Origin of the sequence: Tritonibacter scottomollicae (genome assembly GCF_032924845.1) — a bacterium.
Classification (GTDB): Bacteria; Pseudomonadota; Alphaproteobacteria; order Rhodobacterales; family Rhodobacteraceae; genus Epibacterium; species Epibacterium scottomollicae.
The window spans coordinates 1,494,315-1,507,106 of record NZ_CP136704.1; the positions used below are offsets into that span (position 1 = coordinate 1,494,315).

Sequence of the window (12,792 nt, forward strand, 5' to 3'; positions counted from 1 at the left end):
TACGGTCAATGCGGCGTTCGACGCATGAACAAACTCAGCCAATTTGCTGACTTCTGATCTTTTCCGGTGGCATGGACACTGGGGTGAATTTTCTCGCTCCGGTCCAATCCGACCTTCCGGTGGCGGCGCATGAGAAAGATCTTCCCCCACCCCGACCAGGTTCCAACGGAGGGCGCGTCCGGGTCGACCGGAAACCGCATCCGCCAGTCGCGCGGCAAGGGCAATCCACACATTTCAGCCCGCTCCAGCATCCACACCAGAGAGATATTGGCCAGCGGGCGTGCGTCTTCAAACCCGCCCAGTTGACCGCCCACATCCCCATGCGCACCGCGAAACCAGACCTGCTCCAACTGCCCCTCGTAGTCGGGCGATGTCTCCCACAAGACCGGCGCGTAGACCTCGCGCGTCTCGTCAAGTGCCAATGCCTGAAACCCGGCTTTCACATGTTGGCTCAGCTTGTGGTCGTGAAAGGCATGATGCACCTGTGACCATCGCCAAAACAGCGGCAACCTGAGGCCCAGCGCCTTGACCGTGTCCCAGGCTCCGACCATTTCCACCTCGACCGAGGGGTGGCAATAGGCGCTGCGGAATGCCTGCCGCACATCACTGCCGCTGGCCAGTTGATAATGGCGATAGGCGGTGCGGATGTGGCGCACCGTGGCATGTTCGCTAGTCACAAGCCCAACCGCCCCCAGCATCCCCGCCAGTGATCGCGCCGCATACGCGCCGCGCGAATACCCCAGAAGGTAGATCCTGTCGCCCGGACGATAGCGCGACGCGAGATAGCCATAGGCGCGGCGGATCTTGCGATTGATGCCGCGCCCGATCATCACATCGACAGTCTTGTTCCATGCGGTCCACTGCACGCCAGCCTCATAGTAGACCGACACCTGGGGGCCCATCTCCTTGCACAGGCGATAGGCCATGCCCGCGTGGGTTTCATGACCGGGCTCCAACGTCGACATGGTGCCGTCCAGGATGATCACATGACATTGCGGTCCGCGTGTGACGGTTTCCGAGGATTGCGCGGACAGCAGCCTTGGCCGCCCGAACAATCCCAGAACTGATTTACTCAGCCGCTTGAGAAACATCCGTGATCAACTCCCATAGTTTGACCGGCGTGAACGGCATGTCCACCTGCCGGATGCCCTGATCCCAGAGCGCGTCCTGCACCGCATTCGCCACCGCCGCCAGCGCACCGACAGTGCCAGCCTCGCCGCAGCCCTTCATGCCCATCGGGTTCTGGGTCGAGGGCACCGGTTCAGACGTGAAGCCGACCCAGGGCATATCTCCCGCGCGGGGCATGGCGTAGTCCATGAAGGTTGCCGTGAGCAATTGCCCCTCGGCGTCATAGACCACATGTTCAAGCATCGCCTGCCCAAGCCCCTGCGCGACACCACCGTGAACCTGACCTTCGGCGAGCATCGGGTTGATCAGATTACCAAAGTCATCGACCACCGTATAGCGGTCCACGCGCGATTGTCCGGTATCACGGTCGATCACGACCTCCGCGAGGTGCGCACCATTGGGAAAGGAGCGCCCGGGCAGAGACGCCTCCGCCTGATGGCGCAGCAGGTCAACACGCCCCTTTTCGCGTGCCAGATCAGCCGTTTCCAGCACCGTTGGCGTCAGGTTTGATCCGGGCGCGCGGAACGTCTCACCGTCAAATTCCACGGCCTCCTCATCGACCCCCATTTCTTCCGCAAGAAAGGGGGTAAAGGCGGCAACCATCTTGTCGACCGTTGCCAGTGTCGCATTGGCCTGTGTGGTGACAGACCGGGATCCCCCGGTGCCGCCGCCTTTGGCAATGCGATCACTGTCGCCCTGAATAACGTTGATCTCACTGACGGGGATGCCGGTCTGGTCCGCAAGGAACTTGGCAAAGACAGTCTCGTGCCCTTGTCCGTTGCTTTGCGTGCCCACGTAGATGTTCACCCGTCCGTCCTCCAGGAATTCGACGTCTGCGGTCTCTGAAGGATCACCCAAAATACTTTCGATATAGTAACAAAGGCCCGCGCCCCGGTAACGCCCCTCTGCCGCATCCCGCGCGCGCCGCGCCTCGAACCCGGCCAGATCCGCCTCTTTCACCAGCCGGTCCAGCACCAGATTGAAGTCGCCCACGTCATAGGTTTCATCGGTGACGGATTTGTAAGGGAACTTTTGCGGGGCGATGAAATTCTTGCGCCGCAGCTCAATCGGATCGACGCCCAGCTCGCGCGCCGCGCGGTCCATCACCCGCTCGAGCACATAGATCGCCTCGGGACGGCCCGCGCCGCGATAGGCGTCGACCTGCGTGGTATTGGTATAGATGCCGTCCACCTCCAGCCAGGCGGTCTGGATGTCGTAAACCCCGGCCAAGACCCGGGAAAACAGCTGTGTCTGGATCGGTTGCCCGAAGTGGGAGTTATACGCACCAAGGTTGCACTGCGTATGCACCCGGTAGGCGGTGATCTTCAGATCCGCGTCAAAGGCCAGCTCCGCCAGCGAGGTCAGATCACGGCCGCCATTGTCGCTGAGCATCGCTTCGGTACGGTCCGACATCCAGCCCACCGGACGCTCCAGCACCCGGGTCGCATGGGCCACGGCGAAATACTCTGGATAGGGCATCGCCTTCATGCCAAAGCCGCCCCCCACATCAGGTGTCACCACATGCACGGCGTCTTCGGCCAAGTGCAGTTTCTTGACCAATTGCTCCTTCATGCCCCAGACGCCCTGCCCACCGAAGTGGAAATGCAACCGCCCGTCCGCCCAGCTGGCATGACAGCCGCGCGGCTCCATCGCGTTCACGATGATCCGGTTGTCCGCCACCTGCAGGCTCACCCGATGTGCGGCATCGGCAAAGGCGGCGTCCGTTGCGTCCTTGTCGCCCAGCCCCCAGTTGAAGGCCCGATTGTCCGGTGCTTCGGGATGGATCTGAGGGCCGCCTGACGCGAGGTCCATTTTCACGTCGAGATCATCGTAGTCGAATTCGATCAATTCGGCCGCGTCGCGGGCCTGCTCCATGGTCTCGGCAATGACCACGGCGACAGGCTCTCCGACATATCGCACACGGCGTCCGGCCAGCACCGGGCGTTCGGGGGCCGCCCCTTTGCTGCCATCGATGTTCTTGACCAACGCCCCGTCCAGACTGGCCTCGATCCCGGCTTCGACCAGGTCCGCCTGCGTGATCACCAGATGGACACCATCGGCCTCGCGCGCGTCATCTACGTTGAGCGTGGTGATCTCGCCATGCGCCACCGGGCTGCGGAACACGAACGCCCGCAGCGCCCCCTGCGGCATCGTATCCTCGATATAGCGTCCCTGCCCGGTCAACAGGCGCTGATCCTCAACCCGCGCGAGCGGCTGGCTTTTCCCGAATTTCTCGACGCGTTGGTTCATGAGACTGCTTCCTCTGTGCCTGCGATCTGCTGTCGCGGAGCCTAATGCGCCTGCCGCGCTTGTCCAGTGATAGCGCTGAACAGGTGAAGGAATTTCGTCGAAGGGCGGAGAACCGCTGCCCCGCGCAGCTGCCATAGGCTCCGATCATACACGCCCCGGTCGTCAAGGCGTGGAGGTCGGTGGCAATTCCCCCACCTACGAGCCCTTCCAGATCAAAGGAAAACCCGACCTCGTGTGCCCGGCCAGGTTCGCGGGATGCGCGTCAGACCTGACCGGGCACTAAGGCCGGGTTCTTGATTGGTTCAGGCCGCAGTTTGGGGGGTGTGGGTGGGGTGGGCTGCGGCCCTTGCTCATCTTTATTTCAAATAAGACTTAATAGCCGGTTATCAGACCGCCCCTCTTGACCCTCTCCTGTGGATTTTTTCCGGATCGGTTCGACACTTTCCCTTTGCACCCGCATTCGCTATTGGAGGTTTCAACGCGGGCCAGTCCCGCTACATGAGATCAAAGACGTGACGGACGGGGCATCAGACATGGCAATGAAAAAGACCTTCAACGCAGCAGAGGCGGAAAGCCGTCTCTTCGACGCCTGGGAAAAGGCCGGCTGCTTTACCGCAGGCGCCAACGCAAAGCCCGGCGCCTCCACCTATTGCATCATGATCCCGCCCCCGAACGTCACCGGCGTTCTGCACATGGGCCATGCGTTCAATAACACGCTGCAGGACATCCTGATCCGCTGGAAACGCATGCAGGGGTTCGACACGCTCTGGCAGCCCGGCACCGACCACGCTGGCATTGCGACGCAGATGGTGGTGGAGCGTGAGCTGGCGGCAACCCAGCAGCCCTCCCGCGCCGAGATGGGCCGCGAGAAATTCCTGGAGAAAGTCTGGGAATGGAAAGAGACCTCTGGCGGCACCATCATCAACCAGCTCAAACGCCTCGGCGCATCCTGCGATTTTGACCGCACCGCCTTCACCATGGCGGGCGCTGCCGGTGATACCCGCACCGGGCATGAGAACTCGCCGAACTTCCATGACGCGGTGATCAAAGTCTTTGTCGAGATGTACAACAAGGGCCTCATCTACCGTGGCAAGCGGCTGGTGAACTGGGATCCGCATTTCGAGACCGCGATCTCCGACCTTGAGGTGGAAAACATCGAAGTCGCCGGCCACATGTGGCACTTCAAATATCCGCTGGCGGGCGGCGCGACCTATACCTACGTCGAGAAGGACGAAGACGGCAACGTCACCCTCGAAGAAGAGCGCGACTACATCTCCATCGCCACCACCCGGCCCGAGACCATGCTCGGCGACGGCGCGGTTGCCGTGCACCCCTCGGACGAGCGTTACGCGCCTATCGTTGGTAAGCTGGTGGAGATCCCGGTCGGTCCCAAGGAACACCGCCGCCAGATCCCGATCATCACCGATGAATACCCGGACAAGGACTTTGGCTCGGGTGCTGTGAAGATCACCGGCGCGCATGACTTCAACGACTATCAGGTCGCCAAGCGTGGCGGCATCCCGATGTATCGCCTGATGGACATGAAAGGCGCGATGCGCGCCGACGGCGCACCCTATGCCGAAGATGCGGCAAAGGCCCAAGATCACGCCAAGGGCGCCGCCTTCACCGAAAACGATGTCGACGCCATCAACCTGGTGCCCGACCACCTGCGCGGCCTTGACCGGTTCGAGGCGCGCAAACTGGTGGTGCAGGAAATCACCGACGAAGGCCTCGCCGTCATGCAGACCGTCACCCGCACAGTGAAGGACGCCGACGGCAACGAGAGCGAGGCCACCGAGACCCTGCCCATGGTCGAGAACAAGCCGATCATGCAGCCCTTTGGCGACCGTTCCAAGGTGGTGATCGAGCCGATGCTGACCGACCAGTGGTTTGTGGATGCGGAAAAGGTCGTCGGCCCGGCGCTCGACGCGGTGCGCAATGGCGACGTGAAAATCCTGCCGGAATCCGGCGAGAAGACCTATTTCCACTGGCTGGAAAACATCGAGCCCTGGTGCATCTCGCGTCAGCTCTGGTGGGGCCACCAGATCCCGGTCTGGTACATCCCCGGCGAGGATGACTGGTACCCGATCTGTGCTGCCACCGAAGCCGAAGCACTGGAAAAGGCCCGTCTGCAATCCGCCGAGGGCACCGAATTCCGCATTGTTGCGGACCAGCACGAGGCCGCCGATATTCTTGCCGAGCAGCGCAAGTTGATGGATGTGCGCACCGAGGGCACCATCCAGAGCTTTGCCGGCCCGATGCAGGTGCCGATGTGGCGCGAACCGGATGTGCTTGATACCTGGTTCTCTTCCGGTCTTTGGCCGATCGGCACGCTGGGCTGGCCGGAATGGACCGAGGAGACCTCGAAGTATTTCCCGACCTCCACGCTGATCACCGGTCAGGACATCCTGTTCTTCTGGGTCGCCCGGATGATGATGATGCAACTCGCCGTTCTGGACGAAAACCTGCCCGTGCAGGACCGCATCCCCTTCGACACCGTCTACCTGCATGGCCTCGTGCGCGACGCCAAGGGCAAGAAGATGTCGAAATCCACCGGCAACGTCATCGACCCGTTGGAGATCATCAAAGAATACGGCGCCGACGCCATGCAATTCACCAATGCGGCGATGGCCTCGCTGGGCGGCGTTCTGAAGCTGGACATGAAGCGGATCGAGGGCTATCGCAACTTCGTCACCAAGATCTGGCAGGCTTGCTCTTATGGCGAGAGCCAGATTGACGCCTTCTCGGTCACCCGCGACGCAACGCCGCCCAAGGCCACCCTGCCCCTCAACCGCTGGATCATCGGCGAGATCGCCAAATTGCGCGAAGAGGTCGATGCGGGCTTTGAAAGCTTCCGCTTCAATGACGCGGCCAATGCGCTTTACTCCACCTTCTGGAACACCTTCTGCGACCGTTATCTGGAATTCACCAAACCGGTGTTCCAGGGCGAGGACGTAGCGGCCAAGGAAGAGACCCGCGCCACCTTTGCCTGGGCCATTGACCAGGCATTGATCCTGATGCACCCGATCATGCCCTTCGTGACCGAAGAGCTGTGGAACGTCACCGAGGGTCGCGGCACCAAGACAGGTGAGGCGTCGAAGATGCTCGCCCACGCGACCTGGCCAACCTATACGGCGGCCGATCTGGTGGATGCAGAGGCCGAAGCGGAAATGAACTGGGTCATCGCGGTGATCGGCAATGTCCGCTCCGCCCGCGCTCAGCTCAACGTGCCCTCGGGCTCCATCGTGCCGATGCTGGTGACAGAAATGGACGCCACCAGTCAGGGGTTCTGGGACCGCAACGGGGCGCTCATCATGAACAAGGCGCGTATCGAAAGCCTGACCCGGACCGAAACGCTGCCCAAGGGCTGCATCTCGATCCCGGTTCCGGGCGCCTCCTTCGCGCTGCCGCTGGCCGACATCATCGATGTGGCCGCCGAAAAGGCCCGTCAGGAAAAGAACCTCGGCAAGCTGGCCAAGGAGCTGGGTGGCCTGCGCGGTCGGCTGAACAATCCCAAGTTCGCCGCCTCCGCCCCCGATGAGGTGGTGGCCGAAGCGCGCGAAAACCTCGCCATGCGCGAGGAAGAGGAACAGAAGGTCAAAGAGGCGCTGGCGCGTCTTGCAGAGATCGGCTGATCTATCGCAAAAACTGAATGAAAAACGCCCGAGGTCATGCTTGGGCGTTTTTTGTTGCAACAGAGCAGCTTGACGGATGCGCATACACGGGCTTTCCCCGTGAAATTATCAACAATCGCCTATAGGTGGTGATTGCCAAAGCCTGTGATCTGGTACAGCTTGGACTACGAAATGACAGAGGCCGGTCACCGGTCCGCAGAAGGGTGAGGGAACTACATGACCAAGGGGTATTGGGTTGCGCATGTCGATATTGACGACATGGAGCGCTACAAGGAGTATGTTGCAGCCAACGCAATTCCCTTTGCCGACTACGGCGCGCGCTTTCTGGTCCGTGGTGGCCCGAAGGAGGTGCGCGAAGGTCAGATGCGGTCCCGCACTGTGGTGATCGAGTTCAAGGATTTCGCAACGGCCAAGGCCTGCTATGATAGTGTCGCGTATCAGGATGCGAAATCCCTGCGCGATCCGGTATCAACCGGGGATATGGAAATCATCGAAGGCTACAACGGTTGAGCCCGCGGGAGAGGATTTTTTCATGCTGAAGAAGCTGTTTCAGGCCTTCCGCCCCTCGCAGAGCCAAAGCCTGCCGGACCCGGATGCAGAACTCGCCCTCGGGGCGCTTCTGGTGCGCATCGCCCAGTCAGATCGGGCCTATGTGCTGGAAGAAATCAGCCTGATCGACCGCATTCTTGCCCGGCTTTATGAGCATAACGCGATCGAGGCGGCCAAAGTGCGCGCCACCTGCGAGAAATTGCACGCCGCCGCTCCGGAAACCGACACATTTGGTCGCCTGATCCGTGAAACTACCGGGCTGGAAGAGCGCCTCGCCGCACTCGATGCGCTGTGGGAAGTGGTGCTGGCGGACCGCCGCGAACACGAGGGCGAGGTCCAGATCGTGCAGGACGCCTGCAAGGCCATGGGGCTTTCCGTGATGGACAACAAACGCGCACGCGACAAGGCGCGCGCAAAACTGGCGACAGAACCGACAGACCGGGAGGACGTGTGATGTTCAAGGAATTTCTGGACAAATTGCTGGCCCCGGCCCCCGCGATCCTGCCGGATGAAGAGGCTCGTCTGGCGCTGACGGCGCTACTGGTGCGTCTGGCGCGCTCGGATAACGTCTATTCGGATGTGGAGCGGGATCGCATCGACCGCATCCTGCGCACCCGCTTTGCGCTGGATACCGGCGCCACGCAGATCCTGCGCGAACAGGGCGAGGGCCTGGAGGCCGCAGCCCCGGACACCGTGCGCTTCACCCGCGCGATCAAGGAGGCCGTGCCCTATGAGGACCGGACCGGCGTGGTCGAAGCCCTCTGGCAAGTCGCACTGGCGGACGGCAAACGAGACGATGGCGAAGACGCGCTGATCCGGCTGGCGGCCAACCTTCTGGGTGTGAACGACGTCGACAGCGCCATGGCGCGCAAACGGGCAGAGGCCCGCGCATGATTGCTTTGTTGCCGATGTATGACCGCCCCGAGACAAAGGCGGCCAATGATGCCTTCTGGCAGGCGATCCGTGCCGCGCTTGGCCGTGGTCCGGACCATCTGACCCGTGACATGGATCTCTGGCAGGCCTGGCGTTCGCCGGACCTGCTGCTGGCACAGACCTGCGGCCTGCCCTATCGCGCGCGCCTCTATGGTGATGTGGAGCTTGTCGGCACCCCGGATTACGGCTTGCCCGGCTGTCCCGAGGGCCACTACAACAGCGTCCTTGTTGCCCGCGCCGATCAAAGCGGCATCCGCCTGTCCAAATTCGGCGGCAGCCGGTTTGCCTATAACGACCCGCTGTCGCAATCCGGCTGGGCCGCCGCCATGATGCGGATGCGCTCCGAGGATATCCTGCCCGGCGAGCTGCTGGAAACCGGCAGCCATCGCGCCTCTGCCGAGGCGGTCGCAACCGGCAAGGCCGATTTCGCCTGCATTGATGCGCTCACCTTTCAGATGCTGCAGAGCTACGAGCCTGACCTCATCGCGCAACTGTGTGAACTCGAACGCACGGAGCCCACCCCGGCGCTGCCCTTCATCACTGCGCTGAGCGAGGACGCCGCCGCGATTCTGGCCGCCATGCAAGCCGCGCTGGAGACCCTGGACACGGGCCATCGCGAGACGCTGCACCTGAAGAAAATCTTGGCGATGACGCCCAGCGACTATCTCGCCATTCCCACCCCGCCCGGGCCGACCTTGCTGATGGACCGTCTGGCGCGCGCACGCTGAAGCTGCCCTGCAACACCGCCCGGACCTGCGCGCACAGTCCCCGTTTCCGGAGCATTTTCAGGAGCATTGCCCCTTCTGGCAGTTTCCGCAGCGGAATTGGCGTTTTGACGGGCGTGTTTGCCCCATTGCGCATTGCATTCGCCCAAAAAGTTGGTCCAATAGGGTCACCTTGCACAATAGCCGGACGAGATCACATTGACCGACGACACCCCTGTACTCGAAATCCGCGGATTGCATAAATCCTACGGCGACTTGGAAGTCATCAAAGGGGTGGATATCACCGCCAAAAGAGGCGATGTGGTGTCTCTGATCGGCTCTTCAGGCTCTGGAAAGTCCACACTGCTGCGCTGCTGCAACCTTCTGGAAGACAGCCAGCAGGGCGATATTCTGTTCAAGAGCGAGCCCATCAGCTGGCGTGGCGCGGGCCTGTCCCGTCAGCCGGCCGATGCCAAGCAGGTGCTGCGCATCCGAACCAACCTTTCGATGGTCTTCCAGCAGTTCAACCTGTGGTCTCACATGACCATTCTCCAGAACGTCATGGAAGCACCGCTGACAGTGCTGAAACGCGACCGCGACGAGGTTGAGGCCTCTGCCCGGAAATACCTCGATCAGGTCGGCATCGGCGACAAATGCGACGCCTTTCCGGCGCAGCTTTCGGGCGGCCAGCAACAGCGCGCCGCCATCGCTCGCGCGCTCTGCATGGAGCCCGAGGCGCTGTTGTTCGACGAACCCACCTCCGCCCTCGATCCTGAACTGGAGCAGGAGGTGGTCAAGGTCATCAAGGATCTCGCCAGCGAAGGCCGTACCATGCTGATCGTGACCCACGATATGCGCATGGCCGCCGATGTCTCCGATCACATCGTGTTCCTGCACAAGGGGCTGATCGAGGAAGAAGGTTGCCCGGACGAGATCTTCGGAAACACTCGCAGTGAACGGCTGCGGGCGTTCCTGTCGTCGACGCGACAGGACCAATAACCAAAAACCAGACCAACACAATAACGGGAGTAACACCATGAAATCTCTGCTTCTCGGCTCTGCCGCGCTGGCTCTCTCCGCAACATTTGCCCTGGCCGATACCGTTCGCCTCGGCACCGAGGGCGCCTACCCTCCCTACAACTTCATCAATGATGCTGGCGAAGTTGACGGGTTCGAGCGCGAGCTGGGTGACGAGCTGTGCAAGCGCGCCGAGCTGACCTGCGAGTGGGTCACCAACGACTGGGATTCGATCATCCCGAACCTGCTGTCCGGCAACTATGACGCCATCATCGCAGGCATGTCGATCACCGACGAGCGCAAGGAAGTTGTTGCCTTCACCGAAGGCTACACCCAGCCATCGCCCTCCGCCTATGCGGCGCTGTCCGAAGGTGTCGACGTGACCTCCAGCGTCGTTGCGGCTCAGGCAGGCACCATCCAGGCCGCACATGTCGCCGAATCCGGCGCAACCCTGGTGGAATTCCCGACCCCCGATGAAACCATCGCGGCGGTGAACTCCGGCGAGACGGACGTGGTCATGGCCGACAAGGACTTCCTGGCGCCGATCGTCGAATCCAGTGATCTGGTGTTCCTCGGCGACGTCTACCTCGGCGGCGGTATCGGCATGGCCTTCCGTCAGTCCGACGACGAGATGCGTGGCAAATTCAACGCCGCGATCGCCTCCATGAAAGAAGACGGTTCCCTGAACGACATGCTCGAAAAATGGGAAATCGAAGGTCAGTTCTGATCCGCTGACCCCAGACTGAAACACGGAAGGGGGGCATTGGCCCCCTTTCCACTTTTCCCCGCGCACCCTGCTGCGCTTGCGTGCGATCCCGCGCCAGAAAACGAGGCCCGCCATTTTTTCCTATTGCTCCGATCCGGCCATCCTGGAGGGTTTCCAATGGCTGAGCTGTTATCTGACCACCGGCAAGCACATGGGCTTTTACCTGTCTTTCGGGACCGTGTTGCTGCTTCTGGCGATCACTGCGCCACTGGCGCTGGCCTTCGGGTTCTTTGGCGCCAGCGCCGCACGCTCGCGCATTGCCCCCTTGGCCATATTCGGCAAAGGCTACATCGCCATCGTGCGCGGTGTGCCCGATATCGCCTTCTTCCTGTTTTTCGTCATTGCGCTCGATCAGGGCATCGAATGGCTGCGTCACAAGGTGAAATGCTCTGACTGGGATGAACCGATCCGACAGGGCAATGATTTTGTGGTCTGCCAGATCGCAAAGATGCCGCTGAACGATTCCCCCCAATGGGTGCATGAGGCCTATGGCTTCGGCCTCGCGGTCCTGACCTTTGCCATCGTCTTTGGCGCCTTCGCCGCGAATGTCCTGTTTGGTGCGATGCGTGCGGTCCCCCGGGCCCAGATCGAAACCGCCGAGGCCTACGGCATGTCACCGCGCCAGTCGTTCTGGCGGGTGCTGGTGCCGCAGATGTGGGTCTATGCCCTGCCCGGCCTGTCGAACCTGTGGATGGTGCTGATCAAGGCCACGCCGCTTCTGTTCCTGTTGGGTGTCGAAGACATCGTTTACTGGGCCCGCGAACTCGGCGGATCCAAGACCGAACGGTTCACCGACTTCCCGCACGGCGACTGGCGCATGTGGTATTTCCTGGCGCTGCTGATCTTCTACCTCGCTTTCACCAAGGTCTCTGAACTTGTACTGGCACGGATCTCGCGCCGCCTGTCCAAAGGTCAGGCCACGCTGGCCGGAGAGGCACAGCGCAAGGAACCCGGCACGGCTGCGGAGGCCACGACATGAGCTGCTTTGAGACGCTACAAGCCTATGCCTTTCGGTCGCTCGGTTATGGCGAACGCCTGCTGCCGCGCAGCGACTTCACCCTATGTGAACAATTCGTGCTGATCGGCTCCGGACTGATCTGGAACGTCTACTTCGGCGTGATCGCGATCGTCACCGGGTTCTTCTTTGCCAACGCGCTTGCGATGGCAAAGAACTCGCCGCGGCGCTGGCTGCGCAGCCCCGCCAACGGGTTCATCTTCGTGTTCCGCGGCTCGCCGCTGTTCATCCAGTTCTTCTTTGCCTACTTCCTGTTCCTGTCACTCAAGAGCGTGTCGCCGATCTTTGACCCGCTCTCGGCGGCGTGGCTCGGGGCGTTGATCGTGCTGTTTCTCAACACCTCCGCCTATTCGGCAGAGATCTTCTACGGTGCGCTGCGCTCGATCCCCAAGGGCGATATCGAGGCCGCGGATGCCTATGGGCTGTCCGGCTGGCACCGCTTTCGCCGGGTGATCTGGCCCACCATGATGCGGCTCGCCTGGCCCGCCTACACGAACGAGGCCATCTTCCTCTTTCACGCCACCACGCTGGTGTATTTTTCGGGCTTTCCCGCCTGGCGGCAAAAAGGCGACGCGCTCTATTACGCGAACTATTTCGCGGACAAGACGTTCAACCCCTTTGTCCCCTACCCGATTCTCGCCTTCTACTTCATCCTGCTGACGCTGGTGATCATCGCCGTCTTCGGGGCGATCAACACCCGGCTGAACCGGCATCTCCCGCAAGAGCGGCGCACCAAAGTTCGCTTCAAGCCACAGATGATCCGCTGAACCACATCTGGGCTAACACGGCTCCTGT

11 protein-coding genes are annotated in these 12,792 nt (G+C 61.6%); 9 read left to right on the forward strand and 2 right to left on the reverse strand.

The window, feature by feature from the left end; genetic code table 11:
- Positions 1–5: 5 nt before the first annotated feature.
- A complete protein-coding gene (locus R1T40_RS07635) occupies positions 6–1,091 on the reverse strand; it encodes a DUF2235 domain-containing protein (protein ID WP_317386476.1) in 1,086 nt (361 codons plus the stop codon).
- Positions 1,069–3,378, reverse strand: coding sequence for a xanthine dehydrogenase family protein molybdopterin-binding subunit (locus tag R1T40_RS07640; protein WP_317386477.1), 2,310 nt, complete (start codon positions 3,376–3,378; stop codon positions 1,069–1,071). The genes R1T40_RS07635 and R1T40_RS07640 overlap by 23 nt, the downstream gene beginning before the upstream one ends.
- Positions 3,379–3,911: 533 nt before the next feature.
- Here R1T40_RS07640 and R1T40_RS07645 point away from each other — a divergent pair.
- The 9 genes from R1T40_RS07645 to R1T40_RS07685 all read left to right on the forward strand — a co-directional run bounded on the left by R1T40_RS07645 (position 3,912) and on the right by R1T40_RS07685 (position 12,764).
- Positions 3,912–7,013: a valine--tRNA ligase gene (locus tag R1T40_RS07645; RefSeq protein ID WP_317386478.1), complete on the forward strand. Its 3,102-nt coding sequence runs from the start codon at positions 3,912–3,914 to the stop codon at positions 7,011–7,013.
- 216 nt (positions 7,014–7,229) lie between these two features.
- The gene (locus R1T40_RS07650; RefSeq protein ID WP_106162775.1) at positions 7,230–7,523 is read left to right on the forward strand and encodes a DUF1330 domain-containing protein; all 294 of its coding nucleotides are present in this window, start codon (positions 7,230–7,232) and stop codon (positions 7,521–7,523) included.
- Between the two features lie 22 nt (positions 7,524–7,545).
- Positions 7,546–8,016, forward strand: a complete 471-nt coding sequence (locus R1T40_RS07655) for a tellurite resistance TerB family protein (RefSeq protein WP_106162776.1) — start codon at positions 7,546–7,548, stop codon at positions 8,014–8,016.
- On the forward strand, positions 8,016–8,456 hold the full coding sequence (locus R1T40_RS07660) for a tellurite resistance TerB family protein (RefSeq protein WP_165798095.1): 441 nt from the start codon (positions 8,016–8,018) through the stop codon (positions 8,454–8,456). Before R1T40_RS07655 ends, R1T40_RS07660 begins: the two co-directional genes overlap by 1 nt.
- Positions 8,453–9,223, forward strand: coding sequence for a phosphate/phosphite/phosphonate ABC transporter substrate-binding protein (locus tag R1T40_RS07665; protein ID WP_317386479.1), 771 nt, complete (start codon positions 8,453–8,455; stop codon positions 9,221–9,223). The genes R1T40_RS07660 and R1T40_RS07665 overlap by 4 nt, the downstream gene beginning before the upstream one ends.
- Before the next feature lie 195 nt (positions 9,224–9,418).
- Positions 9,419–10,198 carry an ABC transporter ATP-binding protein gene (locus R1T40_RS07670; protein WP_317386480.1) on the forward strand — a complete coding sequence of 260 codons (780 nt, stop codon included), beginning with the start codon at positions 9,419–9,421 and terminating at the stop codon, positions 10,196–10,198.
- A 37-nt stretch (positions 10,199–10,235) separates the two neighbouring features.
- Entirely contained in the window at positions 10,236–10,943 is a 708-nt protein-coding gene (locus R1T40_RS07675; RefSeq protein ID WP_106162780.1) for a transporter substrate-binding domain-containing protein, read from the forward strand.
- A gap of 112 nt (positions 10,944–11,055) precedes the next feature.
- On the forward strand, positions 11,056–11,961 hold the full coding sequence (locus R1T40_RS07680) for an ABC transporter permease (RefSeq protein ID WP_317386958.1): 906 nt from the start codon (positions 11,056–11,058) through the stop codon (positions 11,959–11,961).
- Positions 11,958–12,764: an ABC transporter permease gene (locus R1T40_RS07685; protein WP_106162781.1), complete on the forward strand. Its 807-nt coding sequence runs from the start codon at positions 11,958–11,960 to the stop codon at positions 12,762–12,764. The genes R1T40_RS07680 and R1T40_RS07685 overlap by 4 nt, the downstream gene beginning before the upstream one ends.
- The last annotated feature ends 28 nt before the right edge of the window (positions 12,765–12,792 follow it).